Source organism: Sphingobium sp. KKT206, from assembly GCF_055640555.1.
Genome location: NZ_CM145765.1, coordinates 627,151 through 652,382, shown reverse-complemented (window position 1 = coordinate 652,382; position 25,232 = coordinate 627,151). Strand labels below are relative to the sequence as shown.

Annotated in this window: 25 protein-coding genes, 2 pseudogenes and 1 riboswitch; of the genes and pseudogenes, 13 read left to right on the top strand and 14 right to left on the bottom strand. The window is 63.9% G+C overall.

Annotated elements, in window-relative coordinates:
• Positions 1-79 precede the first annotated feature (79 nt).
• Both ACZ2HM_RS21045 and cueR read left to right on the top strand, forming a co-directional pair.
• Entirely contained in the window at positions 80-2,449 is a 2,370-nt protein-coding gene (locus tag ACZ2HM_RS21045; protein WP_470426933.1) for a heavy metal translocating P-type ATPase, read from the top strand.
• On the top strand, positions 2,446-2,832 hold the full coding sequence (gene cueR / locus ACZ2HM_RS21040) for a Cu(I)-responsive transcriptional regulator (RefSeq protein ID WP_470426932.1): 387 nt from the start codon (positions 2,446-2,448) through the stop codon (positions 2,830-2,832). Before ACZ2HM_RS21045 ends, cueR begins: the two co-directional genes overlap by 4 nt.
• Before the next feature lie 279 nt (positions 2,833-3,111).
• Here cueR and ACZ2HM_RS21035 read toward each other — a convergent pair whose 3' ends face one another.
• From ACZ2HM_RS21035 to ACZ2HM_RS21015, 5 genes are all read right to left on the bottom strand, one after another.
• A complete protein-coding gene (locus tag ACZ2HM_RS21035; RefSeq protein WP_470426931.1) occupies positions 3,112-6,090 on the bottom strand; it encodes a Tn3 family transposase in 2,979 nt (992 codons plus the stop codon).
• A gap of 4 nt (positions 6,091-6,094) precedes the next feature.
• Positions 6,095-6,679, bottom strand: a complete 585-nt coding sequence (locus ACZ2HM_RS21030) for a recombinase family protein (protein WP_020997492.1) — start codon at positions 6,677-6,679, stop codon at positions 6,095-6,097.
• A 220-nt stretch (positions 6,680-6,899) separates the two neighbouring features.
• Entirely contained in the window at positions 6,900-8,318 is a 1,419-nt protein-coding gene (locus ACZ2HM_RS21025; RefSeq protein ID WP_037535052.1) for a YncE family protein, read from the bottom strand.
• Complete coding sequence (copM, locus tag ACZ2HM_RS21020; protein WP_008828623.1) at positions 8,315-8,683, bottom strand: CopM family metallochaperone; 369 nt, start codon at positions 8,681-8,683, stop codon at positions 8,315-8,317. Before copM ends, ACZ2HM_RS21025 begins: the two co-directional genes overlap by 4 nt.
• Before the next feature lie 35 nt (positions 8,684-8,718).
• Entirely contained in the window at positions 8,719-9,198 is a 480-nt protein-coding gene (locus ACZ2HM_RS21015; protein WP_043150680.1) for a hypothetical protein, read from the bottom strand.
• A 244-nt stretch (positions 9,199-9,442) separates the two neighbouring features.
• Between ACZ2HM_RS21015 and ACZ2HM_RS21010 the strand changes: the two genes are divergently transcribed.
• The 6 genes from ACZ2HM_RS21010 to ACZ2HM_RS20985 all read left to right on the top strand — a co-directional run bounded on the left by ACZ2HM_RS21010 (position 9,443) and on the right by ACZ2HM_RS20985 (position 15,592).
• Positions 9,443-10,612, top strand: coding sequence for a YncE family protein (locus ACZ2HM_RS21010; protein ID WP_051583499.1), 1,170 nt, complete (start codon positions 9,443-9,445; stop codon positions 10,610-10,612).
• A gap of 46 nt (positions 10,613-10,658) precedes the next feature.
• Positions 10,659-11,642 carry a malate dehydrogenase gene (locus tag ACZ2HM_RS21005; protein ID WP_037535050.1) on the top strand — a complete coding sequence of 328 codons (984 nt, stop codon included), beginning with the start codon at positions 10,659-10,661 and terminating at the stop codon, positions 11,640-11,642.
• Positions 11,643-11,730: 88 nt separating this feature from the next.
• A complete protein-coding gene (locus tag ACZ2HM_RS21000) occupies positions 11,731-12,603 on the top strand; it encodes a LysR substrate-binding domain-containing protein (protein WP_470426930.1) in 873 nt (290 codons plus the stop codon).
• Entirely contained in the window at positions 12,600-13,751 is a 1,152-nt protein-coding gene (locus ACZ2HM_RS20995) for a TDT family transporter (RefSeq protein ID WP_470426929.1), read from the top strand. Before ACZ2HM_RS21000 ends, ACZ2HM_RS20995 begins: the two co-directional genes overlap by 4 nt.
• Positions 13,752-13,857: 106 nt before the next feature.
• On the top strand, positions 13,858-15,102 hold the full coding sequence (locus ACZ2HM_RS20990; protein ID WP_470426928.1) for a molybdopterin-dependent oxidoreductase: 1,245 nt from the start codon (positions 13,858-13,860) through the stop codon (positions 15,100-15,102).
• A 13-nt stretch (positions 15,103-15,115) separates the two neighbouring features.
• Entirely contained in the window at positions 15,116-15,592 is a 477-nt protein-coding gene (locus tag ACZ2HM_RS20985; RefSeq protein WP_037535047.1) for a hypothetical protein, read from the top strand.
• Positions 15,593-15,735: 143 nt separating this feature from the next.
• Here ACZ2HM_RS20985 and ACZ2HM_RS20980 read toward each other — a convergent pair whose 3' ends face one another.
• The 4 genes from ACZ2HM_RS20980 to ACZ2HM_RS20965 are packed head-to-tail and all read right to left on the bottom strand — an operon-like array spanning position 15,736 to position 18,377.
• Complete coding sequence (locus ACZ2HM_RS20980) at positions 15,736-16,413, bottom strand: alkaline phosphatase family protein (RefSeq protein WP_470426927.1); 678 nt, start codon at positions 16,411-16,413, stop codon at positions 15,736-15,738.
• 22 nt (positions 16,414-16,435) lie between these two features.
• Entirely contained in the window at positions 16,436-16,873 is a 438-nt protein-coding gene (locus ACZ2HM_RS20975) for an EamA family transporter (protein ID WP_470426926.1), read from the bottom strand.
• A gap of 8 nt (positions 16,874-16,881) precedes the next feature.
• Positions 16,882-17,304 (bottom strand): DUF190 domain-containing protein, encoded by a 423-nt coding sequence (locus ACZ2HM_RS20970; RefSeq protein ID WP_056056363.1) that lies wholly within the window; start codon positions 17,302-17,304, stop codon positions 16,882-16,884.
• Positions 17,304-18,377, bottom strand: coding sequence for a chloride channel protein (locus ACZ2HM_RS20965; protein ID WP_470426925.1), 1,074 nt, complete (start codon positions 18,375-18,377; stop codon positions 17,304-17,306). Before ACZ2HM_RS20965 ends, ACZ2HM_RS20970 begins: the two co-directional genes overlap by 1 nt.
• 349 nt (positions 18,378-18,726) lie before the next feature.
• Positions 18,727-18,804, bottom strand: a riboswitch (Fluoride riboswitch).
• Positions 18,805-18,965: 161 nt separating this feature from the next.
• On the opposite strand from ACZ2HM_RS20965, the pseudogene ACZ2HM_RS20960 reads away from it, so the two are divergent.
• From ACZ2HM_RS20960 to ACZ2HM_RS20950, 3 genes and pseudogenes are all read left to right on the top strand, one after another.
• Positions 18,966-19,298, top strand: a pseudogene (locus tag ACZ2HM_RS20960) (chloride channel protein); the annotation flags it as partial.
• 104 nt (positions 19,299-19,402) lie between these two features.
• Positions 19,403-19,765, top strand: coding sequence for a DUF190 domain-containing protein (locus tag ACZ2HM_RS20955; RefSeq protein ID WP_192239384.1), 363 nt, complete (start codon positions 19,403-19,405; stop codon positions 19,763-19,765).
• A 21-nt stretch (positions 19,766-19,786) separates the two neighbouring features.
• A complete protein-coding gene (locus tag ACZ2HM_RS20950) occupies positions 19,787-20,041 on the top strand; it encodes a CrcB family protein (protein WP_244647480.1) in 255 nt (84 codons plus the stop codon).
• Positions 20,042-20,166: 125 nt separating this feature from the next.
• On the opposite strand, the gene ACZ2HM_RS20945 is transcribed toward ACZ2HM_RS20950, so the two are convergent.
• Genes ACZ2HM_RS20945 through ACZ2HM_RS20930 form a run of 4 tightly spaced genes read right to left on the bottom strand, consistent with a single transcriptional unit; the run spans position 20,167 to position 23,075 of the window.
• Positions 20,167-20,292, bottom strand: a complete 126-nt coding sequence (locus tag ACZ2HM_RS20945) for a hypothetical protein (RefSeq protein WP_260171586.1) — start codon at positions 20,290-20,292, stop codon at positions 20,167-20,169.
• A gap of 52 nt (positions 20,293-20,344) precedes the next feature.
• Positions 20,345-20,857, bottom strand: a complete 513-nt coding sequence (locus ACZ2HM_RS20940) for an MgtC/SapB family protein (protein WP_107963382.1) — start codon at positions 20,855-20,857, stop codon at positions 20,345-20,347.
• Entirely contained in the window at positions 20,854-21,924 is a 1,071-nt protein-coding gene (locus ACZ2HM_RS20935; protein WP_037535043.1) for a sulfite oxidase, read from the bottom strand. Before ACZ2HM_RS20935 ends, ACZ2HM_RS20940 begins: the two co-directional genes overlap by 4 nt.
• Before the next feature lie 59 nt (positions 21,925-21,983).
• A complete protein-coding gene (locus ACZ2HM_RS20930) occupies positions 21,984-23,075 on the bottom strand; it encodes a YeiH family protein (RefSeq protein ID WP_183128845.1) in 1,092 nt (363 codons plus the stop codon).
• Positions 23,076-23,185: 110 nt separating this feature from the next.
• Here ACZ2HM_RS20930 and ACZ2HM_RS20925 point away from each other — a divergent pair.
• Positions 23,186-23,544 (top strand): annotated as a pseudogene (locus ACZ2HM_RS20925) (LysR family transcriptional regulator); the annotation flags it as partial.
• Between the two features lie 17 nt (positions 23,545-23,561).
• Here the strand turns inward: ACZ2HM_RS20925 and ACZ2HM_RS20920 are convergent.
• A protein-coding gene (locus ACZ2HM_RS20920; protein ID WP_333977088.1) for an IS630 family transposase occupies positions 23,562-24,619 on the bottom strand; the annotation gives its coding sequence in 2 pieces (ribosomal slippage) (positions 23,562-24,131 and positions 24,134-24,619; 1,056 coding nt in all).
• A gap of 29 nt (positions 24,620-24,648) precedes the next feature.
• On the opposite strand from ACZ2HM_RS20920, the gene ACZ2HM_RS20915 reads away from it, so the two are divergent.
• Positions 24,649-25,227 carry a LysR substrate-binding domain-containing protein gene (locus ACZ2HM_RS20915; RefSeq protein WP_470427328.1) on the top strand — a complete coding sequence of 193 codons (579 nt, stop codon included), beginning with the start codon at positions 24,649-24,651 and terminating at the stop codon, positions 25,225-25,227.
• The last annotated feature ends 5 nt before the right edge of the window (positions 25,228-25,232 follow it).

Genomic DNA, 25,232 nt, shown 5'->3' with positions numbered 1-25,232 from the left:
ACAGAATATTTGAACCGGGGCCTTGACCCTGACACGATGTCAGACCCCAGATTGTTTAGCGTCGACAAGGAGACGAGCCATGACCGATCCTATTTCCGCGAACACATCTGGTGCGCATAACTGTTGCGCTGGAAAGCACCGCGAGCCGCAAGGTCCGACGACAGCGACGGATCCTGTCTGCGGCATGATGGTCGATCCCGGCGCGACCGCGCACCATGCCTCACACGGCGACCAGGAGTTTCACTTCTGCAGTGCCGGATGTCGGGCGAAGTTCGTCGCCGAGCCGGAACGATATCTGTCGAGCGGGGGCGACACGCCCACGGCCGCAGAACCTGGCACGATTTGGACTTGTCCGATGCACCCGGAGATCCGAAAGGATCGTGCCGGTCCTTGCCCGATCTGCGGCATGGCACTCGAGCCCGAGCTCATAACGGCGGAATCAGGCCCGAGCCCTGAACTCGTCGATATGTCACGGCGCTTCTGGATCGCCCTGGCGCTGACGGTGCCTATATTCCTGCTCGAAATGGGCGGACACCTTTTCCCCGCGCTTCATCAACTCGTCCCCGAGCGAATATCAGGGTGGGTTCAGCTCGCTTTGGCGACCCCCGTCGTGCTTTGGGCCGGTTGGCCGTTTTTCGAGCGCGGTTGGGCGTCCATTCGGACGCGAAACCTGAACATGTTCACGCTGATCGCGATGGGAACCGGTGTCGCCTGGGCCTATAGCGTGGTGGCCACGCTTGCCCCCGGAATATTCCCGGCGGCATTCCGCATGATGGATGGCACGGTCGCCATCTATTTCGAGGCCGCCGCGGTCATCACCGTCCTCGTGCTCCTTGGGCAGGTTCTCGAGCTGCGCGCGCGAGAGCGGACATCGGGCGCGATCAAGGCCCTGCTCAATCTGGCACCCAAGACTGCCCGCCGGATCCTGCCGGATGGTCACGATGAGGAAGTCGCGATTGACCTGATCGTGGTCGGCGACAGGTTGCGCGTCCGCCCCGGCGAAAAGGTGCCTGTGGATGCGATTGTCGAGGACGGCCGCTCTTCGATCGACGAGTCCATGGTGACTGGCGAGTCGATGCCGGTGACGAAGACGGTCGATGCCCATGTAGTGGCGGGCACGATAAACCAAACGGGATCGCTCGTCATACGCGCGGACAAGGTTGGCCGGGATACGATGCTGGCGCGGATCGTCCAGATGGTGGCAGATGCGCAGCGTTCGCGCGCGCCGATCCAGCGCATGGCCGACAAGGTTGCGGGCTGGTTCGTCCCGGCAGTGCTTGCCGTCGCACTGCTCTCCTTTGCGATCTGGGGAATATGGGGTCCAGAACCGCGACTGGCGCATGGCCTCGTGGCCGCGGTCGCGGTGCTGATCATCGCTTGTCCCTGCGCGCTGGGTCTCGCGACGCCGATGTCGATCATGGTCGGGATCGGACGGGGTGCCGGCCTCGGTGTCCTGATCAAGAATGCCGAGGCGCTGGAGCGCATGGAAAAGGTCGACACGATCGTCGTCGACAAAACCGGCACGCTGACAGAAGGGCGCCCATCGGTGACGAATATCGTGGCGATGGACGGCTTTTCGGAGCACGATCTTCTTCGCCTGGCGGCGGGCGTCGAGCGGGCGTCGGAGCATCCGCTGGCGCTCGCGATCGTCGCGGCCGCGAAGGATCGTGACATCGACGTTCCCGAGGTTTCCGACTTTGACTCGCCTACCGGAAAGGGCGCGGTCGGAACCGTGGACGGCAAGCGGATGTTTCTGGGCGGCGCGGCCTATCTCAATGAGAATGGCATCGATGTGTCAGCCGCGGCTGCACGCGCCAATGAGCTGCGGGCGGACGGGGCGACGGCGATTTTTGCGGCCGTTGATGGCCGGGTCGCCGGGATTCTCGCCATTGCGGACTCGATCAAGGCAACCACAGCGGAGGCGCTGGCAGCCTTGCGAAAAGAGGGCGTGAGCGTCGTCATGTTGACGGGCGACAACCGGACAACCGCCGAGGCGGTGGCCCGGAAACTTGGCATCGATGCGGTCGAGGCCGAGGTGCTGCCCGATCAGAAGAGCGCTGTCGTCCTGCGGCTGCAGCGCGAAGGCCATGTCGTTGCCATGGCTGGCGATGGGGTGAACGACGCGCCCGCTCTCGCGGCAGCGGACGTCGGCATCGCGATGGGTTCGGGCACCGATGTCGCCATCGAAAGCGCCGGTATCACGCTGCTCAAGGGCGATCTCAACGGCATCGTGCGAGCGCGGCGGCTGAGCGAGGCGACGATGGCCAACATCCGCCAGAACCTGTTCTTCGCCTTCATCTACAATGCAGCCGGCGTCCCCATCGCCGCCGGGCTACTCTATCCGGTGTTCGGCATCCTTCTTTCGCCTGTCATCGCCGCCGCGGCGATGGCCCTGTCATCCGTCAGCGTCGTCACCAACGCGCTGCGCCTCAACCGGGTGACGCTGTGAACATCGGAGCGGCCTCCGACGCGAGCGCTGTGTCGCAGCGGATGATCCGCCATTATGAGAAGATCGGCCTTATCCCGTCGCCGCCGCGACGTGAGAGCGGGTATCGCGACTATTCGCAAGCCGACGTGCACCTCCTGCGTTTCATCGCCAACGCCCGCGATCTCGGCTTTCCCGTTGAGGAAATCCGCGTGCTGCTTGATCTCTGGTCCGACCGCGAGCGCGCCAGCGCGGAGGTCAAGGCTCTGGCGGAATCGCGCGCGGGAGACTTGGGTCGGAAGGCGGATGCACTCAATGCCATGCGCGAAGCACTGCTCGATCTGGCGAATGCCTGCCATGGGGACGAGCGGCCCGAATGCCCTATACTCACGCGTCTGGCGTCCTGAGCCTATCTGGCGGCTCGGCCTTGTCCTCGATGACGCACGTCAGGTCGCTCCGCATTTTTGAGTGTCATAATCACTGTCGGCGCTTTCGGTACGCGACCGTACATCGCGTTGACCTGTGGCTCGTGGGTGTGTGGCTGAAGCAGGTCATCGGCACGATGCACGCGCTTGGCCCCCACGGGCAGAGTGTCACGCCCGAAAAGATGGCCGCTCCCATGCTCAGCATGTTCCGGGTCCGATGGCCGGCATGGGGGCGGTACATAGAACGGACCCAGATATACGCTAAGGTTTCGCCGGGCCTTCGACGGCGTGCATCTGGCGAAGCGGCCTGAGGGCCGGCGATGGCGCATCGGGGTCGGTCCAAAGATAATCGCCGGTGAGGTTGATGTGCTGCCATCCGAGCGGCGAAAGGTGTTGCAGCAGGTCCGGCGGGATCGACCGGCCTAGACTGGCAAGATGCATGCGGGCGGCTTGCATGTAGGTCGTATTCCAGAGGACGATAGCACCGGCGACGAGGTTGAGTGCGCTCGCTCGATGGGTCTGGGCTTGCAATGCGTGATCGCGGATACGGCCGATCCGGTGGAAAAAGATGGCGCGTTTCAGCGCATTTTCGGCCTCACCCTTGTTGAGTTCGCGGGTCGCGCGACGCCGCTGTTCGGGTTGTTCGATCCAATCGAGCGTGAACAGGGTGCGCTCGACGCGGCCGATCTCGCGCAGTGCCAAGGCCAGGCCATTGGCGCGGGGATAGGAGCCAAGCCGTTCCAGCATGATTGACGCACTCACGACGCCGGTGCGGATCGAGGTGCCCAAGCGCAGCACGTCGTCCCAATGGGCAGCGATCAGGCCCTCATCGACCTTGCCCGCGAGGAGCGGCGCAATATCGGGGCCGGGTTCGATGCCGTCAAACAGGTAAAGCCGGCGCGCGGAGATATTCGGTATGCGCGGCGCAAACCGGAATCCGAGTAGATGGCATAGCGCAAATACATGGTCGGAAATGCCCCCACCATCGACGTGATGCTCCTCGATGTGCAGATCAGCACCGTGATGGAGCAGCCCGTCCAGCACCTGCGCCGCCTCGCTCGCGGATGCGGAGATGACGGTGGAATGAAACGGCGCGTAGCGATCCGAGACATGGCTGTAGAAGGAGACGGCAGGCTCCGCGCCCTTGTGCGGATTGACCGCACCGGTCGCCTGGGCACGGCGATCGAGCGGGAAGTTCTGACCATCCGAACTGGACGATGTCCCGGCCCCAAACAGGGCGGCGAGTGGCGCGGTGTGCTGGGCATCGACCAACCTGGCGAGAGCCCGACCGTAGGTTTCCTCGCGTAAATGCCACGAGGCGAGCCAGCTGAGTTGGCGTTGGGTCACGAGATTGCAGGCTTCAGCCATGCGCGTATGACCAAGATTGGTTGCATCGGCGAGCACCGCCGTGAGGATAGCGCGGGGTTCATCGGCAACCCGACCGCTTTGCAGATGCGTAAAGCACTGGCTGAATCCGGTCCATCGATCGACTTCAGCAAGGAGATCGGTGATGCGGATCGCGGGAAGATGGGCGTAAAGCGGCGCAAGGGCGCTATCCGCTTCAGCCGGCGTGACCGCCTTCAACGGCGAAATCCGCAGCTTGCCGAGGCTGAGTTGTACATCTTCCAGCGTATCCGTCTCCGCTTTTCGCTCGACCTCTGCCAATCTACGGGCGAGCCGGGTACGCCGTTCGGCTAGCCAGGCATCGGCCGTATCAGGTGCCGGAATCGGCAAAGGGCCGGCTGCCCGCATGGTGGCGAATACCGGGCCAGGAATAAGCTGTTGCTCGACGGCACGATAGCGTCTGCTTCCCTCGACCCACATGTCGCCGGCACGAAGCCTGTCCCGAAGCTCGACCAGGACGCAAAATTCATAAACTCTGCGATCGGGAATGCCGGGGCCGATCGCGCGACGCCAGGCCTGCCGAATGAAGGCAACCGGCGTATCCGGCGGCAGTTTTTTCAGGCGACCGAGATGAAGGTCGCGCATGATAGCGACTGCTCGCGCGAGCGTATGGCAGGCCGGGACCGCTCCGAACGTGAACGAGGCGATGAACAAGGGACCGACCTGTCGGAGGACGGGGTAGTTGGTAGCGGCGATCGTAACGGGATCGACGGCATCGGGGCGGATCAGCTTGCGGGCTTCATCGACTTCACGGCCGAGATCGTCCCATCCAACTACGGCCTCGACCGCGGCGCCGATGTCGCCGCCCGACACTTTGGCAGTGAGCAGGGCATCGCCGAGCCGGGCGAGTAGCCGGATTTTACCATTGATGGTGCGCCGGTCGCGCTTGAGCGCTGTGTCTGCACCGTTCTGCTCGCGCCGAAACATCTGACCCAGCAGGCGGTCGAACATCAGCACCGCATCGTCGGTAAGCGTGACGATGGTTTCGAGTACGGTTGCCGCCAGCGTCGCACGGCGCCGCGTTGCTTGCAGCGTCCGGACATGTTGCGCCGTCAGCCGAGCCCCTTCCTGACAGAGGCGTCGCAGGCGTTCGGGATGTATGCCTGCCGCGATATCGGGATCGATCCCGATATCGCGCAGCAGAGCTAGCCGCCGGATGATGACGGCGAACGTCTTGCGACCGGGCTTGCCGGGCGGCTGCCGCACCCATCCGAGGCCGCTGAGGTTCGTGCCGGCGTGAGGCAGAAGAAGGGCGTCAAGCAGACGGCGTTGCCCAGTCTCCAGCCCTCGGGTCAGATGCTCGGCGACGTGGCGCTCGGCGTCGAGCAACGCCTGCGCAACCATCCGTTCGACCGAACTGATGCCAGGTACGATGATGCGCCGTCGTCGGCACTCGCCTAGTAGCGACCGTGCCAGCCCAGCCCCGCTGGTCGTCGTCAGCCCAATCGGCAGCAGCCATTCCTGCAACGCCGCTCGCAATGGCCGGCTGAACTGTGTGAACCCAAAGCCCTCGCGCAGCGCATCGAGCTGTTCGTACCGGGTCGGGCCGCGCGTCGCATAATCGGCCAGCACCTCGGGCGCGATCTGCAATTGCTCGGCGACGAACGCGAGCGGCGTATCGGGGATCAATTCGCCCGGGCGCAGCAAACGGCCGGGATAGCGCAGCGCGCATAGCTGGATCGCGAAACCCAGACGATTATGCGGTCGCCTGCGGCGCACGATGATAGCCAGGTCATCCTCACTCAACGTCCAGTGCTGAACGAGCGTGGTTTCATCATCGGGAAGTGCGAGCAACGCCATGCGTTGCTCGTCCGACAGCACGGCGCGACGAGGCATCGGGTTAGGCTCTAGCGGGCGGCGCCCAACCGATCCGGGCAAGAGTGCCAATCAAGGTCGAACGCGGCACCTTGAAGGTGCGACAAACGGATGCCTTGCTTGCTCCGCCATCAAGCGCGGCAGTAATCCGTTCAAGGGTCTCAGTGTCGATCATGGGAGGCCGTCCACCCTGGCGCCCTCGACGCTTTGCAGCCGCCAGTCCCGCCATCACCCGCTCGCGCGTCAGCGCGCGCTCATATTGCGCCAGCGCGCCGAACAGCGAAAATAGCAGTTCGCCGTGCGGCGTGTTCGTATCCATCTGCTCAGTCAGCGAACGGAACGCGATGCCACGCGCCTTTAGGTCAGTGACGATCGCCAGCAAATGCGGCAACGATCGCCCAAGCCGATCGAGTTTCCACACGATCAGCGTATCACCCGCACTCAAATAATCGAGGCAGTCCTTCAGGCCCGGTCGATCGTCGCGTGCTCCCGATGCCTTATCAGTATGCAAATTACGCGGATCGACACCCGCCGCGACCAGAGCGTCGCGCTGAAGATCGACAGTTTGGCGATCATCGGCCGATGACACTCGCATATATCCGACCAGCATGTACGACAAACCCTCAAAACCACTTTGTCGTACACTACGTCAAAGCGACAGGGTTTGTCGACTATTCAGGCGCAGCATTGCCGACCAAAGCCGAGGGATCACCCAAGGGTGTCCGAAAACATGTGTTTTCCGACAGTCTCAAGACGCTGCGGCAACCTATACCGGCGTCATGACCAAGATACTGGATACGGACAGGAGATCGCAGGGTTCACCTGAACCCTCATTTCTGCACCTGAACGACAGCGCTCGGCATCATCGGGTCGCCTGACGCAATGACGAGGTACCGGCGCATGTCGCCCTTCGCGTCGCTGACGATCTGGCGGAGCGGTCCGAGCGTGTTGACGATCGCGCCGCCCGCCGGATTGGTCATGAACTTTGCCAGAGGCTGGATCACGCCGCCACCATCAGCGCGGGAGGATAGCCCAAGGACATAGGGCATCTTTGGGCTGAGGCCCGCAACCGCCGCCTGCAGGATCTGGACTTGGCCTTGATCGAACAGCGTGACCTGGCTGCGGCCAGTCCCGGCGAGGGTCAGCTGGATCTTCATGCCGGCCTGTGCGAGCGGTATCAGGTTTGCACGGCCTTCGCCTACCGGCACCGCGCCGGGAACATAGGCCACGCCTTGCGGCCCCTGACCGATCGGAATCGTCGCGATGACGGTGTTGCTGGCGGTGTCGATCGCCGCAACAGCGTCGGCGTTCTCCAGCCCGACATAGATCCGCGAGCCGTCGCCCGACGGCCACAGACCGTGCGGCAGCGCGCCGACCGGGATGCTCGCGACCTGCACGAAGTCGGTGGTGCGGAACACCTTCACGACATTCTCGGTGCCGACCGTCACATAGGCGAACTGGCCGGCCTTGGTGCGGGCGATGTTGACGTGGTTGGTGATCGCGCCGGTGTCGAACGTCTTCAGCACTGCGAAGGGTGGCTTGGCGTCGAACACCATGACCTTGCCGACGTCCTTCAGCGTCAGCCAGACCTGCTTGCCGTCGGGCGTCGCGGCGATGTCGGGGCAGAACGGGCTTGCCTGCTTGACGCGACCGACGATCTTCTTCGAGGCGGTGTCGATCACCACGGTCTCGGGTGAGAAGCTCGAACAGACATAGCCGTATTTCCCGTTCGGCGAGAAAATCGTCATGCCGGGGCCGTTGGGGACGGGGATGCGCGTGGTCGGCGCGAAGGTCTTGCCGTCGAGCACCTGGATATAATCCTCGCCGCGCACCGCGACCCAGACTTCGCGACCGTCGGGGCGGAAAAACGCCTCATGCGGCGAGCGCCCGACATAGGTCGTGTGCTTCACGGCATTGGTCGCGGTATCGATGAACGTCACCGAGTTCGAACCGATCGAGATCGCCGCCAGCGTCTTACGATCGGGCGAGAAGCCCATGCCGTGGACAAGCAGCTGCCCCTTGTAGAGCGGGCTGAGGTTGGCGGGGGTCTGGTCGCCGAGCTTGATGACGCCGAGCAGCGTGTTGGTTGATGGGTCGATCACCGACACGGTGTTGGAGAACTGGTCCGACGTGTAGAACCGGTCCTGCGCGCTGACAGGGATGTCGGGGGTCGCATTGGGCACTTGCTGGGCAAACGCAGGGCCTGAAAAGCACAAGGCGGTGCAGGCGGTTAGGGTGAAACGCTTCATGGACGGTCTCCGTGATGGGGGTGACCAGTCGCGGTCGGTCCGGTGTGACGTGGCAACGCGCCGCCTTCGGATAGGATGCCCTGCATCACCGCGATTTCCTGACGCTGTTCGACGATGATCCCTTGCGCAAGCCGGCGCAGGCGTTCGTCCTTGCCGTAACGCAGCTCGATCTCAGCCATGTCGATCGCACCTTGATGATGCGGGATCATCATCCTTGCGAAGTCGCGATCGGGATCGTTTGAATAGCCGGTCATCATCGCGCCGTGCATCCGCGTCATCGCCGCATCCATCGCGGACGCGAAGCCGTCCGTTTGCGCGATAGCAGCGGTCGATACGGACAAGCCTATCGCCATCAGCAAGGTCATGCGTGATCTCATCGTCCTGTCCCTAGTTTTCCTGTTTACGACACGCGAGCGATGATGCCGATAATCGTTGCTAGCACGGCCATGCAGGCCGGGAGAAAGAGCATCTGTATAGCCGCTTCGCGCCCTGTGATCGTGCCCGTCAAGATATCGACCGGGCCCTTGATGAACTCCGAGAACGAACGGAGGGGTTCGCCGGGGGCGGGAGTATCGCTGAGTACGATGCCGCCAGCAATCAGACCGAAATACAGGATCATGAAGACCGACACGACCGTCAGGACGAGCGCCGTAGCTGCATCACGTGCGAAGAAGGTCCAGAAAGTCAGCAACATTGCTGCATACACGCCGACGAGCAAGCCCAACGTGGCAGGATGGACGCCGCGCGATGCGATGCCTGGAGCCGTTCTTTCCAGCTCGTCATAATTGCCTGCATCCGGCACGATTGCGAGATGTCGACGCACAGGCTTAGGAGCAACGAGTGTCTCGGTAGCGAGATCGTAGATCGGCTGTGTTGCCATGAGGAAGTCTCCGCGCGTCTCGATGAATGCCGAGCGTGACAGGATAGATGATTGCGGCGGGGCGGTCGGTCCAACGCATAACCACGGTCATTCCAATCATTTAACAGGAACGGTCGGCGATCTATAATCGCGTTTTCGTATTGAAATCATCGCGACCATGCGTTGGACGCGAGGGACATATCGGTCGATCTAGCGGCATCGGACCGGCACGATCACCCGCCGGGTCCGTGATAAGGATCAAACGATGAAAGCTGCGATCGTTCTGGTTGCCGCGATGTTGGCCTCCGTAGCGCCAGTCCCGGCGATCGCTCAGGCCTATTGGGCTGCACCTGCGGCGGACGACTTTCCCTACGATATCAAGGCGGTTCAGGCACCGTGGTCGAAGGCTGATATCGACCTCAGCCATCATGACCGGATCTATGTGTCTGACCCTACATCGACGAAGATCGTTGTCATCGATCCTGCAGCGGGCAACGAACTGGGACGGATCGACCTCGCCAAAAGCGCGATAGCTGAGCCCAGCTTTTCCAGCCCCAAAGTCCAGCACCTGGCTGCAACGCGTGACGGGCGGACCCTGGCGGTATCGGCATTAGCGCAGCACAGTGTGACGCTCGTAGATCTGGCCACGAACACGGAACGAGGCCGGACCGTGTTCCAGACGTCGCCTACCGCCGTCGCGTTTACGCCCAATGGGCACGAACTCTGGGTTTCGCTCGGCGATGAACATGCCATCGCGGTCGTGGATCCTAAGACAGCGCGGGAGATCACCCGCGTACCAGCAAGTGGCGGAGCGGGCGCGACCATCCTGTCGCCAAACGGACGCTATGCCTTTGTATCGCTTACTGAAAGGCCGTCCATCCTGGTTGTCGACGTCGAGCATCGGCGCGTCGTCGGACACGTTGCCAGCAACGGTGCAGGTGCGGGAGCAATCGCGGTCTCGCCAGATGGCAAACAGATCTGGGCAACACGCCGCGAGAGCGGCACGACCACGGTCTTTGCTGCCAAACCGCCGTTTGCGGTACGCGAAGTGATAAACACTGGTCCAGCAACGGGCGCGGTCAACTTCGCCCAGCGCGCAGACGATTCCTTTGCCTATGTCAGCGTTGGCGGCGATCAACCTGCAATCAAGGTCTATAGAACCGACAGCCTGGAGGCTGTGGCAACCGTCCCGCTACAAGCGGCTCCGAGTGCGGTTTGGCCGTCGGGCGATGGTACGAGGATCTATGCCAGCCTGGCCGGAACCAACAAGGTCGCTGGGATCGACACGCTGACGTACACCACCGTGTCGACGATCCCGATCAGTACGGATGCGCAGAGCCTGATCTACGTTCCTGGTGCCGTAAGATCAGGAAAAGGTCTCGCCAATCTGGTGCCATCCGGGCGCGATGCGGCGCTTGCCCTGGCGGCGCGTTGATCGGTCTCACACCGTCTGTAATCTCCCAACGAAAGCCCTTTCCAAAATGACCAAGCCCCCCGTCAGGATCGCGATCAGCGGTGCCGCAGGACAAATTTGCTATTCGCTGCTCTTCCGGGTCGCGCAGGGTGACGTGTTCGGACCGGACCAGCCCGTTATCCTTCAACTGCTCGACGTGCCGCAGGCGCTGGACGCAGTACGCGGCGTGGTCATGGAACTGGAGGATTGCGCGTTCCCGCTGCTGGCAGATGTGATCATTACTGATGATCCGATGGTGGCTTTCAAGGACATCGATGCGGCCATGCTGGTCGGGTCTCGTCCCCGCTCGAAGGGCATGGAGCGCCGTGATTTGCTCGCTGCCAACGCAGCGATCTTCAAGACGCAGGGCGCAGCGCTGGACGCAGTGGCCAAACGCGACGCCAAGATCCTGGTCGTCGGTAATCCCGCCAACACAAATGCCTGGATCATTGCGCAAAGCGCACCGGGTTTCCCTGCCGAAAACATCACGTCGATGATCCGCCTCGATCACAACCGCGCGCAGGGACAGCTTGCGGCCAAGGCGGGTGTCGGTGTCGATGCGATTACAAAGCTCGTCGTCTGGGGAAACCATTCGCCGACGATGTTTGCCGACTGGGGGAATGCCGAACTCGATGGCCAAAAGCTTGCCGACCGTATCGGAAACGAGGCCTGGTACCGCGAGACCCTGATCCCCACCGTTGCGCAGCGCGGAACCGCGATCATCGAAGCACGGGGTGCGTCCTCGGCCGCGTCGGCAGCAAATGCGGCGATCGACCATCTGCGCGATTGGGTGCACGGCGCAGGCGACAATTGGGTGTCGATGGGCGTGGTGTCAGATGGCTCCTACGGTATCCCGCAAGGGCTGGTGTGCGGCGTGCCGGTGCACTGCAAAAGCGGTGGGTATGCGCGTATCGAAGGACTGATCCTCGATCCATTCCAGCGAACGATGCTTGATCGCACGATTGCCGAACTGGTCGATGAACGTGAGGCGGTTATCGACATTCTGAAATGACCGATCGGTATATCTGATTGGAATGACCGTAATCTTTGGTTGGTGCGATTGATCTCCTTTCCCTATCATTGGGGCAAGGAGATCGGGCATGACCCTGGAACAACTCAGGATTTTCGTCGGTGTCGCTGAGCGCGAGCACATGACGCGCGCGGCCGAAGCGCTCAATGTGACGCAGTCAGCCGCAAGCGCTGCCATCGCCGCGCTGGAAGCCCGGCACGGCGTGCCGCTGTTCCACCGGGTCGGCCGTGGGATCGAACTGTCCGAAGCGGGCCGCATGTTTCTGGTCGACGCACGCGCAGTGCTTGGCCGTGCCGCCAGCGCGGAACTTGCACTGGCCGAATATGCAGGACTGGAGCGCGGCACTCTGCGGCTAGTCGCAAGCCAGACGATCGCGGGCTATTGGCTGCCCCGCCAGCTGGCCGCGTTCCATGCGCGCTACCCCGCGATCTCAATCGAACTGGCGATCGACAACACCGAGGGGGCCGCGGCGCGCGTGCTCGACGGTGCGGTCGAGCTCGGCTTCGTCGAGGGTGTGATCGACGAGCCCGCGCTCGCGCATTGGACGGTCGCGAACGACCGCATGGTGCTGGTAAGCGACCGCGCAGCCGACACGATCGACGAGGACTGGATCCGCGCCGCACGCTGGATCGTCCGCGAGCAGGGATCGGGCACGCGCTCGTCGTTCGAGGAGGTGCTGCGCCAGCGCGGCGTCGATCCGTCGGACATCACCGTGGCGCTGATGCTACCATCGAACGAGGCGGTACGTAGCGCGGTCGAGGCCGGGGCGGGCGTCGCGGTGCTGTCGCAGCATGTCGTCGCACCTGCAATCGCGGCCGGCACGTTGCACGATCTACCGCTCGGTCTGCCGCGGCGTCCGTTCTACGCGCTGCGCCATAAAGAGCGGTATCGAACGCGGGCGGCCGATGCGCTGACCGATCTCATCAAGGAGACTGGCAAGTGACCGCCGATCTGAAACCCGTTCTCGATGGCCTGAAGCCCCTCAGCCGGCTCGACTCCCCGCGCGAGATGATCCGGCAGTTCACCCCCAACTGGTTCGCCGCTACGATGGGCACCGGCATTCTCGCGCTCGCCTTGCCGCAGGTGCCGGGCGTCGGCGCATTGCTGCACCCGGTCGGCGAGGCGCTGTGGTACTTCAACATCGCGCTCTTCACGCTGTTCGCCGGGCTCTACACCGCGCGCTGGACGATGTTCGGACACGAGGCGCGGCGGATCTTCGGGCACAACGCCGTGTCGATGTTCATCGGCACGATCCCGATGGGGCTGGCGACGATCATCAACGGATGTCTTGCATTCGGCCTGCCGCAGTTCGGCGCGGGCGTGATCCCGATCGCCGAGACATTGTGGTGGATCGACGTCGCGATGTCGCTCGCCTGCGGTGTGGCGATCCCCTACCTCATGTTCACGCGGCACGAACATTCGCTCGACGGCATGACCGCGGTGTGGCTGCTGCCGGTGGTCGCGGCGGAGGTCGCAGGTGCGAGCGGCGGCCTGCTCGCCCCGCATCTGGCGGACGCGCATCACCAGTTCGTCGTGCTCGCAACGTCGTATGTGCTCTGGGCTTATTCAGTGCCGGTCGCGTTCGGCATCCTCGCGATCCTGATCCTGCGGATGGCACTGCACAAGCTGCCGCACGAGAGCATGGCCGCCTCGAGCTGGCTCGCGCTCGGTCCGATTGGCACCGGCGCGCTTGGGATGCTGGTGCTCGGCAGCAACGCGCCCGCGATCCTCGCCGCCAACGGCCTGGGGCAGATCGGCGCGGTAGCGCAGGGGATTGGCACGATTGCCGGGCTGCTGCTCTGGGGTTTCGGTCTGTGGTGGCTGGCGCTCGCGACGCTGATCACGATCCGCTACTGGCGCGCGGGCATTCCGTTCAACCTCGGCTGGTGGGGCTATACCTTCCCGCTTGGCGTCTACACGGTCGCCACCTTCAAGCTCGGCACGACGCTTCAGCTCGGCTTTTTCGGGATCGTCGGCACTGTCCTCACAGTGGCGCTCGCAGCAATGTGGCTGCTGGTCGGCGCCAAGACGGTCGCGGGCGGCTGGCGCGGGAACCTGTTCGTGTCGCCCTGCATCGCCCAAGCCAATTGATGGGCCGAACTGATCGTCCTGTCGGATCGAACCGTCGCATCCGATCGACCCGTACCGGGTAGACCGGCGGACGGGTCGCGCATAAAAGCATGACATCGAAGGGAGAATGCTGGTGGACAGCCTGGATATGAAATTGGCGCAGGCGATGAACCGCCGTCGCTTTCTCTCAGAAGCCGCGATCGGTAGCGGCGCGCTGATCGCCGCACCCGCGCTGGCGCAGAGCATGGTCGATCTGCATCTGCCAGGTGGCCCATCGGAACGGCCCATGACCAACGCGTTCCCCGGCAAGGGCAACATGATCCTCCAGCGTATCCACCCGCCGTTGCTGGAAACGCCGATGAGCGTGTTCAATGGCGACGTCTTCACGCCGAACGACCAGTTCTTCGTCCGCTGGCACTGGGCCGACATTCCGACCGCGATCGATGTCGAGGCGTTCCGGATCAAGGTGTACGGCGCGGTCACGCGTCCGCTGTCGATCTCGCTCGCGCAACTGCTGAAGCTGCCGCGCGTCGAGTTGGCGGCAATCAACCAATGCTCGGGCAATTCGCGGGCGTTGTTCCAGCCTCCGGTGGCGGGTGCGCAGTGGCGTCACGGGGCGATGGGCAACGCCAAATGGCTCGGCGTGCGGCTGCGGGATGTGCTCGATATCGCCGGCGTGAAGCCGGGCGCGGTCGCGGTGCGGTTCGGTGCGCTCGACCAGCCGGTGGTCGCGGGCGGACCGGATTTCGCCAAGTCGCTGTCGATCGACCACGCACGCGACGGCGAAGTGATGCTCGCCTTCGGGATGAACGGCGAACAGATGCCGCTCCTCAACGGCTTCCCGGTCCGGCTGATCGTACCCGGCTGGTATTCGACCTATTGGGTCAAGATGCTGAACGACATCGAGGTGCTCGCCGCACCCGACGACGGTTACTGGATGGCCAAGGCGTACAAGATCCCTGACACTCCAGGCGCGAACGTGCGGCCTGGCCAGAAGGATTTCCCGGCCGTGCCCATCAACAAGATGATCCCGCGCAGCTGGGTCACGAGCCTCGACGAAGGGCAGGCAATCGCGTTCGACCGGTCAATCCCGCTGGGCGGCATTGCGATGGGGGGCGATTGCGGCGTCGCCAAGGTCGATGTGTCGACCGACAACGGCAAGACCTGGTACAAGACAGTGCTCGGCCCCGATCACGGCAAATACAGTTTCCGCCGCTGGGACGCGCAGGTGCCGCTCACGCATGCGGGCCCGACCAGGCTGATGTCGCGCTGCTGGAACACCGCCGGCATCGCGCAGCCGATGACGCCGATCTGGAACCCGGGCGGGTTCATGCGCGGCAACATCGAAACCACCAACATCGTCGTCGGCTGAGGAGCGCTCCCCCATGAAAACGCCTTCCATCGGCACGCTGTCGTTCGGGTTCGTCGGCGCGACCGTCGTTCTTCTGCTCGCGATTGGTGCCCCGAACAGCCGCGTCGCCCCGCCGCCTGCCGCCCCGACCGCACCACCGCCGCCAAGCGTCTCGGCGCGCGGCTTCTCGCTGGCGTCCACTTCGGTCGATCTCCCAACCGACGAAGGGCAATATCCCGCCGGCCCGCATGCCGACGTCATCAATGCGAACTGCACCTCGTGTCATTCGGCGAGCATGGCGCTGAACCAGCCGCCACTCTCCGCCGACCAGTGGACCGCGGAGGTCACCAAGATGCGCGAGGTCTACAAAGCACCCGTCGCCGCAGCCGACGTGCCGGCGATCGTCGCTTATCTGACCGCCATGAGCGCAAAGCAGCCGGGCGCCGCGAAGGGCAAGGCGCAAGACCCCGATCCGAAGGCTGCGCCCGACGTATCGGGGGGATCAGGCTAAGCCCATCAACTCACGACACGCGGTTCTGCGCGCGAAGTGCTGTGCGGTGTGGCCTCTGGGGGAGGGCGTCGACGCCAATCGAAACACTGCTCGCGCCTGCGCGTTCGCAGGTGCGCCACGTGGCACACCTTACGCGATAATCGTCACCCGGCAGGGCCGAGACGCCGGCACGATGGCTCGGTCGGCACGCCCAGCGGGCCGATAGAGCCGTGCCCGCGGGGTCCCGCCCCACTCGTTGGGGACTTCGGAAAAGCGTCGGCAGACAGCGGAATCCCGCCGGGACGCCCGGTTGAATCGTCGATGATGAGTGTGGTGGCTCCGTCGCGTGCACGATGGTCCTGGATCAATGCGGGACCGAGCTTGCCGATCGCGGCCGTGCCGTACCCTGCTTGCCGCGCCGCTTCGAGAACGGTGGTCTCGTTGAGGTAATTGCCCCCGAAATGCTCGTCGACCTCGCCCAGAACAGCATCGTTCTCGAGGAAGGGCGTCACGCTGCCGGCAGCTGCAGCAATCGGCGCACGAGTCCATATCGTGTTGCTGAAGTCTCCGGTGTCGCCGAGCTGGTGACCGGTTGCGAGCGCCGACGCATTGGCGGTGGTGAACGTCGGGAAGACCGAGTGGCTGTTGGAAAAATAGGTGCCGGTGTCCCGCAATTGCGCGAGCGTCGGCGCGCTCTGGGATGTGACGATCTTGCCTCGCAGGCCGTCGATCACGACAAGAATGACATTGTGGGGCGCCGGGTGGCGCTTTGGCGTGCGCGCCTGAACCGTGGGCGAGACCGTGAGGACCAGGGTCGCAGAGAGTGTCGCAAGGAGGCGCATCGTTGGGTTCCGGTTTCGAGGTTCAGGCAAGGGCGACGAGCACGGCTCCGGCACCGATCAGGACGATCCCAAGCCAGCCGCGGGTGGAAAGATGCTCACCGAGAAACGCCACGCCGAGCACCGCGACGAGGACGACGCTCAGCTTATCGATCGGTGCGACGCGGGCGGCATCGCCGATCTTCAAGGCGCGGAAGTAGCAAATCCAGGAGGCACCCGTCGCAAGGCCCGAAAGGGCAAGGAACAGCCAGCTTCGCGGACTGATCGCATCGAGTGGCTGAAATTTGCCCGTGACCGCAAGAAGGATGGTCAGCACGGCAACTATCACCAGCGTCCGAAAGAGCGTGGCCAAATCGGAGTCGATCCCTTCGACGCCGATCTTCGCGAAAATCGCGGTCGTCGCGGCGAAGCCGGCGGAGCCCAATGCCCAGACGAGCCAGGACGCTGAAGCGGTGCTTCCCATCCTCGCGCTCACTCCGGCTCTGCCGCGAGGATCGCGGGCGCGGCATCTTCGTGACGGATACCGGCAGAGCCGATGCTCCAGTGTTCGAGATGCTTGTAGACGATAACCTTGCCACCAAGGATCTCGCCATGTGCTTCGCAGAAGCGTTCCAGTTCGTGGCGCTGCCCGATCAACTCGACACACATGGTCAGGTGCGGATCGGCGATTTCGGAACCATTTTCGCGCACCGGGCCGTGATTGCTGTAGCCGTAGTGCGTGTTGTGAGCGACCGCGTTCATGATGCCGTCGCGCTTCGCTTGCGCGACAAGCTCACGGTAGAGCGGCTTGCGCGACCAGAAGCTGCGCGATCCGGTCGCGATCTTGTCGGATGGCTTTAGATAGATGCGGATCATACCGATCTCGCTCGGCGTGACCTTATGCTGTTGAGACATCAGTCATGCTCCTTGGTGATGACGGGGGTCGGGGATGGACGGGGGCCGCGCCGTGACGCACGAGCATCGCGCAGGGTCGCAGCCCCGGTATGTGCGCGAGACGCGCGCTTTGGCACCGCGATCCGCTGCGACAGGTAGATGCCGTTATGGCCCGAGCAGATGTAAGCGATGAAACAAGCGACTGCGATCGGGACGGCGTGGGCCGCTCCGAACAGCTCGATCCCCATGATCGTGCAGGCGAGCGGCGTATTGGCCGCGCCAGCGAACACCGCAACGAAGCCTAGTCCCGCGAACAGATCGAGCGGTGCGCCAAGCAGCCAACCGAGCGCATTACCGAGCGCTGCGCCGATGAAAAATAGTGGGGTCACCTCGCCGCCCTTGAAGCCGGCGCTAAGCGTCACGACCGTGAACAGCATCTTGAGCGCCCAGCTCCACCGATCGGCAGGGCCGGTGAAAAAGCCGGCGATCGTGGGATCACCGGGAATGGCCGACCATACGCCTAGGCCGAGATAAGCGCGTGTACCAACGATCCAGACCAGCGCGATGACCAGCACCCCGCCCAGCGCCGCACGCGCAGGGCCGTAAGGGATATGGCGCTTCAAAACTCCGCCGAAGGCGTGGTTGGCTTCTGCAAACACAAGTCCGGCGAGACCAAACGCTACGCCGGCTATTGCCGCCTTGAAGAGCAACACCGGCTCGACGAACAAGGCACCGCTCGCGGACGCCACATAGGTGATGTGGTAAGGCGTATGATGGATGCCCCAGGCGTGACATGCCCAGTCGCCGACGAGCGCGGCTAGCAGACAGGGGATAATGCCGCCGTATTCGATACGTCCGACGGCCAGCACCTCGAGTGCGAACACCGCCCCGGCGAGCGGGGTCCCGAAGACCGCGCCGAAGCCGGCTGCGACACCTGCCATAAGCAGAATGCGGACGCTGGCAGGATCGAGCCGGAAGAGGCCGGCAACGGCGCTGGCTAGACTGCCGCCGAGCTGGACCGCAGTGCCCTCACGCCCTGCGGAACCGCCGAAGAGATGAGTGGCGATCGTGCCGATGAAGACCAACGGTGCCATGCGCAGCGGAACGCCGCCTCCGGGCTCGTGTATCTGCTCGACGATGAGATTATTGCCCGCTTCGACCGAACGGCCGGGAGGTGATAGAGCAACGCGACCGCCGCTCCGCCTAAGGGCAGGAGGTAAAGCAGCCAGGGATAGTCGAACCGCGCCTGTGTCGCGGCGTCGAGGCTCCAAAGGAAAGCCGCGCAGAGTGTTCCCACCAGCGCCGCCATCGGCACGAGGACCAGCGTCCAGCGCAACACCGACAGGGCATGGTCATGGCGATCGCGAAAAAAAGCGGCCAAGTTTAATGCGTTATAGAGATTGCGAAACGTCGCGCGCACAATTCCTCCTTGCTGCCTTGCGGCGCCCGGTAGGAATCATCGGCCCTTGCGAGGGCGGTTCGGCCAACATAGCCAGGCGGAAATCCATCGCCTTCGGCCACTATATGTCGCCGCGGTGCGGCAACGTCAATCCGATGTAGAAATGAAACTGTATGGTTGCCGGATGACAGGCCCGAAACGGCAGGATAACTGACGGACCGATGCTGTTGCTCGCAGCCATCCGATTGCTGTGGCCGGCGGAGCAGGCGAAGAGCCGCCGCCCAAGGGCGGCGAGGTCACGCCGCTGTTCTTCATCGGCGCGGCGCTGGGTCATGCGCTCGCCGGCCCGATCGGTGTCCCCGTCGACCTCTTTGCCGCGCTCGGTTTCGTGGCGGTTTTCGCGGGCGCGGCCAATACGCCGCTGGCCTGCACGATCATGGGCGTCGAGCTGTTCGGCGCCGAGACCGCAGTGCCGGTCGCGGTCGCCTGTTTCGTCGCTTACGCCTGCTCCGGGCATAACGGCATCTACCTGTCGCAACGGGTGGCGGTGCCGAAGCGGGCGGGCAGCACCCTGCCGCCGGACCTGACGCTGCGCGATGCGCGCGCGCTCCGTCCCGTGCCCGACCTTTCAGACCTGTTCGCTCCTCACCCCACGGAAGGCTTATCCATGTCCGACGCCCACCACGTGTCGCAGACCGAGATCGGCTGGTCCGCATCTACATGAAGCCAGCCGACAAGGCGGTAAAGCCGGGCACGCGCTCACGCTGGGCTGCCAAGCCGCTCGACCGAACGCTCGTCGCGCAGGCCAAGGCGGACGGAATCATGAACGCTGTCGCCCACCATACCCACTACGGCTACAGCAACCACGGCCCGGTGCGTGAGAACGGCGCCGAGATCGCCGATCCGCACCTCACCATGTGTGTCGAACTGATCGGCCAGCGCGAGCAGCTCGAAGGCTTCTGCCGGGCGCACGGCGACCTGCTTGCGAACAAGGTCATCGTCTACAAGCACCTGGAGCATTGGACGGTCAGCCCGGCGGGCTTGCGCCAGGAAGATGCGGATACGGCCGAGCTGGCTGGCTGAGGCATGGGGCCATACCTGATTATGTTCGCCGGGACTGGTTCCGACGGCATGCTGCGGTATGGGCTGAACGGCCTCAGCCTGCGCCTGTTCGGCCCCGACCTGCCGATCGGAACGCCCATCATCAACGTGCTCGGCTCATTCCTTATGGGTCTGCTGGACGGCTGGTTCCTGTTGCGGAGCGGATCGAGCCGGGGATGGCGATTGTTCCTCACCACCGGCGGGCTGGGCGGCGTCACGACCTTCTCGACCTTCTCGCTGGAAGCGGCCTTGCTTTAGGAGAGAGCCGAAGTCGGGCAAGCCGCCCTTTATGTTGTCGGATCGGTTGGGCTGGGCGTGCTCGCGCTGTTCGGCGGCCTCGCTCTCGTTCGCTCCTTCAGCCCGGCTTAGCGGCGCCAACCGGCTCAGGAGCGATCATCTTCCTTGACGTTGTCAACCTTCGCCTTGTCTTTGGCGCGGACCGACTCCTCCAGCTCCAGAATCTCGGCCGATTCTTGCGTGGTGGGCTTCTTCTTGTCAATATCGCTCATGAAGTCCTCCGTCTGCAAAACTACTGGTACACCGTTTCGCGCCAAGGATTATTCAGGGTTTCTGCTCGGCGTCCCGCCGGTCCGCTTCGGCCGGGGTCTGCCGAGCGCGTTCGCGGATACGGCGTTCGAGCGGTGCGCCGACGAACAACACTAGCATCGCCAGCAGCAGACCGCCCACAAGTAGTGGCCACACCGCCAATCCCGCTGCCGCTCCGAGCGTCGCTGACACCCAGATGCACGCCGCCGTTGCTAGCCCGTGCACCTCCTGCCCGCTGCCAACGCGCAGGACCGCGCCCGCGCCGATGAAGCCGACGCCGGATAGGATGCCCTGCATCACTCGACCTGCTGCATCGGCGTTCACGTTCGGCAAGCCGCTGTGGACGATCGCCTGGACGGCGATGCAACTCGCGAGCCCGACCAGCCCCAGCGTCCGCAGACCCATGATCTGTCGGTTCTCGCGTGACCGTTCCCAGCCGAGCGTCATGCCGGCCGCCGTCGCCACGATCATCCTGCCGATCGCGTCGACCCAGAAGGCGAGATCGACCGACAAAGGCGGCGGATTCACTCGACCAGCACGTGGACGTGGTGCCAGGCCGTGCAGAGGTATCCGGCGAAGTTCCACATCGTATCGGGTAGTTCGGGCTGACCCTGGCCCGCATCGTCGAACGCGCGCACCACAAGGTGCTGGCGCCCCTTGGGCAGTTCCGCATCGAGCGACCAGCGCTGCCAGCTCCACTGCCCGTCCGGATCGTCGGAGAAATCGGCCTGCCGCCAGTCTCGACCGCCGTTCAGCGACACCTCTACCCGCGACACGTCGCGCTCATAGGCGACGGCATAGCCCTCGATCCGGACCTTGCCCGCGGGCAGACTCTCGCCCGAACCAGGCGAGCAGATCGCGGCGTTGAGCGGCATGGCGTTGATCGTCAGCCCTTGCGTCCAGTCCGCCGTCTCGCTGGTCACGTCGGCCGGAAAAAGCTTGTAATCGTGCGCCTGGATCGGCGCCTCGGAGGGCGTGTCCTTGACCTCGATCCGGGTCAGCCACTTGGCGCTACGCACGCCAGCATAGCCTGGCACGACCAGACGCAACGGCGCACCGTGCTCGGATGCCAGCGGTTCGCCGTTCATCGCCCAGGCGAGCAGCACGTCGGGCGCCCGCGCCTTGGTCATAGCGATCGAGACGCCGAACGGTGCCACCTCGCCTTCCACATCCACCTCGTCAGCGCCGGTGAAGCAGACGAACAGGTTGGACGCGTCCGATGCTCCAACTGCATCCAACAGGTCTGCGAGCCGCACGCCCGTCCACTCGGCATTGCCGATCGCGCCTATGTCCCACGGATCGCCTGAAGTCTTGCCCACCTGTTGGAGATCGGTCCGGCGGTTGCCGGCGCACTGAAGCACAGCCGTGACAGTCCGGACCGGAAAGCGCGCCTTCAACTCCGCAATCGAGATGGAGCACTCGCCCACACTGATCCCGCCCACCTCAATCCGGTGATCGGCCGGCAGGTCCGGCACGGGCCCATGGCTGCGCACATAGAACAGGTTCTGTGGCGTCAAGAACCGCTCGATCAAGGCGCCGGGCACCGGCTCGGCGTTGTAGGGCTCGGGGTTCCGCTCTATCATCAGCTCGCTCATGCTATTGTAACGCCTGACAATCGGTTTGGCCTCGGCCTCATCCTCACTATCTTGCCCGATCATGCGATGTGCAGCGCGGCCAGCAGCGTCAGGCTGATCGCGGCCAAGCCGAGCAACGACAACACGACGGCCATGGTCACGCGGCCCCCGGCCTTGGCGACGGTGCGGACGTCCACGCCGAGCCCGAGCGCCGCCATGGAAACGACGGTCAGCAGCGTGGCGCTCCGGCCGATCGGCGCGATGGCGACGGTCGGCACCAGACCCAGCGAGCGGCAGGCGACCAGTGCGAGGAAGCCGATGATGAACCAGGGCACGAGGTGGGCGAGGTCCATCCGCTTGGCCGTAGGCGCACCGGCGACGAACTCGCCTTCGGGAACCGACTGCGGCGCGAGACGAGGCGCCACCAGCGACAGAACAAGGCACACCGGCCCGAGCATCAGCACGCGCACCAGCTTGACGAGCGTACCCATCTGCACGGCGGTGGCGCCCAACGGCGAGGCGGCTGCGATCACCTGCGGCACGGCATAGACAGTGAGCCCGGCGAGCGCCCCGAAGGCGAGCCCGCCCATGCCGAGCGCAATCCCGAGCAGTGGCAGGCCAAGCACTACCACCACACCCAGTACCGCCGTGAACGCGATCGAGGCAGCTACGTCGTCGCTGTCGGCGCCGATTACCGGTGCCACGGCCGCGATGGCGGAGTTGCCGCAGATTGAATTGCCGCAAGCCACCAGCAGCGCCATCCGCGTCGGCAAGCCGAGCAATCGGCCGATCCCAAAGCTGAGCAGGATTGCGCTCACGACCACGCCGGCGATACCGGCGAGGAGCGGCAGCCCGGCCGCCAAGATGGTCGCGGCACTGACCGAAGCACCGAGCAGGACGACCGCCACCTCCAGTAAGTATTTGGCGCTGAATGCGATGCCTTCGTGCCACCTTTCATCCGGGGTCCACAGGCTGCGCACGGCGGTGCCGATCAGGATGGCGAGCACCAGCGCCTCCAGCCACGCCTTGCCGGCCAGTGCGCGCTCGCCCGCCTCCAGCGCGTAGGCCGAGCCGGTGACGGCGAGGCAGAGGCCGACGCCGGGCAGCAGCGCGGGCAATCTGCTAGTCTGGACGGTAGGGAATATACGATCGGGATAGGCAAAACTGGCCACGGCGGTGTTCCTTCCGTCGCACGATCTAAACCCTGCCTACCGATCGCTCCAACTTAGCCTTGTTGTCATTCCGATCGTCAATCGTGATCGGTTTCTATATCAGGTGCGGTGTGACACTGGAGCAACTGCGCATCTTCGTCGGCGTGGCCGAGCGCAAGCATATGACCGTCGCGGCGCGGCCTTAAACGTCACGCAGTCAGAGGCTTCCGCAGCCATCGCCTCGCTTGAGGAGCGACACGCAACCAAGCTCTTCCACCGCGTCGGGCGCGGCATCGCTCTGACAGAGGCCGGACGGCTGTTCCTGACCGAGGCTCGCGGAGTTCTTGCGCGGGCCGACGCGGCCGAGACGGTGCTGGAGGAGCTTGGCGGGCTGAAGCGGGGCACGCTGCGCCTCGTCGCCAGCCAGACCATCGCCGCCTACTGGTTGCCGCCCATCCTTGCGGCTTTCCATGAGCGCTATCCGGCGATTATACCAAGATTCATTGATCAGAACCCGTGTGCCCAGTCTCGGAGACCGATGGACATGATCTTCCACGGCCGATCGACGAGCTGATTCCAGGCGTAGGTGCAGTGATCGACAATCTCTTCGTAGGAACCGAACACCCGGTTCGACAGCCAATTGTCACGCATGAATTGCCAGATGTTTTCCTGCGGATTGAGTTCGGGGCTTTTCGAAGGGATTGGCACGATAGAGATATTGGACGGAAGTATGAGTTTTGGGGTCAGGTGCCAACCGGCTTGGTCCATGAGGAGTACCGCGTGAGCGCCGGGCGCAACCGCCAATGAGATTTCTGCCAAGTGAAGGTTCATCGTGTCGGTATTGCAAAATGGCAGGATGAGCCCTGCCGCCTTTCCCTCCTGGGGACAGATTGCACCAAAGATATAGGCGGATTTCGTGCGCTGATCCTGTGGTGCCGAGGGGCGTGTCCCCCGTTTCGCCCATCGCCGCGTGATCTTGTTCTTTTGTCCGATACGGGCCTCGTCCGTGAACCAAATTTCTACAGGTGTACCGCGCGGGAGGGACGCTCTGACCTTGTCCAACTCGGCGGCGAAGCCCCCCTTTTGAAGGCCTCGATCGCCTCTGGATCCTGAGCATGATGTTTGGGCCGCGCCGAAAGTTTGCGGTAGCCAAGCGCTCGTAGTTCGCGGCTCAATGTTGGCCTTGAGACTGACACACCAAATTCGTCCCAAAGCAATTGTGCCAGATCGATGATCCGCCACCGGACCACCCCATGAGCCGCCGGGATAGGACCGCTTTCGATTGCCTCTACCAGGGCCGCGCGATGGGTCGCATTCAGGATCGACGGCTGCCCAGGGGCTTTGCGGTCAATCAATCCGTCGGGCCCGGTTGCGTTGAACTTCACAACCCAGTCGCGGATGATCTGCAACGTCACGCCGCCGATCCGCGCCCCTTCCGTTCGGCTCGCTCCCTCATAGATCGCCGCCAGCGCAAGCAACCGCCGGGCCTGACCCCCATCTTTCGATCTACGAGCCGCTGCCCTGGTCGCGGCGGCGTCAAAATCGGGACGAAGAGGGATCGGCATGGCAAAACTCCAACTGTTCGCCATGTTGAATCAAGCCGCGCGCCTCTTGGCAACCCCCTCCAGAGTCACGCTCTCAGAGATTTGGTATTAGTATCGAACTGTCGATCGGCAACACCGGGCAGGCCGCGGCACGCGTCTATGACGGCAAGGCCGATCTGGGTATTGTCGAGGGCGAGATCGACAACCCGGCGTTGGCGCATTGGCCGATCGGCGAAGACCGGCTGTTGCTCGTCGGAGCACAGCCTTTCGGCGACGCCGACATCGACGTGACATGGCTGCGACGAGCACGCTGGGGGCAACGGGAGCCTGGATCAGGCACGCGATCGACGTTGAATAGCGAGTTGCGCAGCTTGGGAGTCGATCCGGCTGCCCTCGACGTGGCGCTGACGATGCCGTCTAATGAAAGCGACCGAACGGCCGTGGAGGCTGGGGCGGACGTTGCTGTCCTGTCGGCGCTAGTGGTCGACCCGGCCATCAAGGCAGGTCTGTTGCACGTCGCACCGATCACATTCGCTCCTCGCCCCTTCTTCGGGCTGCGGCATAAGGAACGCTATCGCACGAAAGCCGCGGATGCGCTGTTGGACGTGATCGGGTTGCAGCGGCGGTAGGTACG

Excerpts from the sequence above, each read along its gene's own strand:
- ACZ2HM_RS21045 (WP_470426933.1), top strand. The coding sequence starts at position 80 with ATGACCGATCCTATTTCCGCGAACACATCTGGTGCGCATAACTGTTGC.
- ACZ2HM_RS21035 (WP_470426931.1), bottom strand. The coding sequence starts at position 6,090 with ATGCCTCGTCGCGCCGTGCTGTCGGACGAGCAACGCATGGCGTTGCTC.
- ACZ2HM_RS21030 (WP_020997492.1), bottom strand. The coding sequence starts at position 6,679 with ATGCTGGTCGGATATATGCGAGTGTCATCGGCCGATGATCGCCAAACT.
- ACZ2HM_RS21025 (WP_037535052.1), bottom strand. The coding sequence starts at position 8,318 with ATGAAGCGTTTCACCCTAACCGCCTGCACCGCCTTGTGCTTTTCAGGC.
- copM (WP_008828623.1), bottom strand. The coding sequence starts at position 8,683 with ATGACCTTGCTGATGGCGATAGGCTTGTCCGTATCGACCGCTGCTATC.
- ACZ2HM_RS21015 (WP_043150680.1), bottom strand. The coding sequence starts at position 9,198 with ATGGCAACACAGCCGATCTACGATCTCGCTACCGAGACACTCGTTGCT.
- ACZ2HM_RS21010 (WP_051583499.1), top strand. The coding sequence starts at position 9,443 with ATGAAAGCTGCGATCGTTCTGGTTGCCGCGATGTTGGCCTCCGTAGCG.
- ACZ2HM_RS21005 (WP_037535050.1), top strand. The coding sequence starts at position 10,659 with ATGACCAAGCCCCCCGTCAGGATCGCGATCAGCGGTGCCGCAGGACAA.
- ACZ2HM_RS21000 (WP_470426930.1), top strand. The coding sequence starts at position 11,731 with ATGACCCTGGAACAACTCAGGATTTTCGTCGGTGTCGCTGAGCGCGAG.
- ACZ2HM_RS20990 (WP_470426928.1), top strand. The coding sequence starts at position 13,858 with ATGCTGGTGGACAGCCTGGATATGAAATTGGCGCAGGCGATGAACCGC.
- ACZ2HM_RS20985 (WP_037535047.1), top strand. The coding sequence starts at position 15,116 with ATGAAAACGCCTTCCATCGGCACGCTGTCGTTCGGGTTCGTCGGCGCG.
- ACZ2HM_RS20980 (WP_470426927.1), bottom strand. The coding sequence starts at position 16,413 with ATGCGCCTCCTTGCGACACTCTCTGCGACCCTGGTCCTCACGGTCTCG.
- ACZ2HM_RS20975 (WP_470426926.1), bottom strand. The coding sequence starts at position 16,873 with ATGGGAAGCACCGCTTCAGCGTCCTGGCTCGTCTGGGCATTGGGCTCC.
- ACZ2HM_RS20970 (WP_056056363.1), bottom strand. The coding sequence starts at position 17,304 with ATGTCTCAACAGCATAAGGTCACGCCGAGCGAGATCGGTATGATCCGC.
- ACZ2HM_RS20965 (WP_470426925.1), bottom strand. The coding sequence starts at position 18,377 with ATGGCACCGTTGGTCTTCATCGGCACGATCGCCACTCATCTCTTCGGC.
- ACZ2HM_RS20955 (WP_192239384.1), top strand. The coding sequence starts at position 19,403 with ATGAAGCCAGCCGACAAGGCGGTAAAGCCGGGCACGCGCTCACGCTGG.
- ACZ2HM_RS20950 (WP_244647480.1), top strand. The coding sequence starts at position 19,787 with ATGTTCGCCGGGACTGGTTCCGACGGCATGCTGCGGTATGGGCTGAAC.
- ACZ2HM_RS20945 (WP_260171586.1), bottom strand. The coding sequence starts at position 20,292 with ATGAGCGATATTGACAAGAAGAAGCCCACCACGCAAGAATCGGCCGAG.
- ACZ2HM_RS20935 (WP_037535043.1), bottom strand. The coding sequence starts at position 21,924 with ATGAGCGAGCTGATGATAGAGCGGAACCCCGAGCCCTACAACGCCGAG.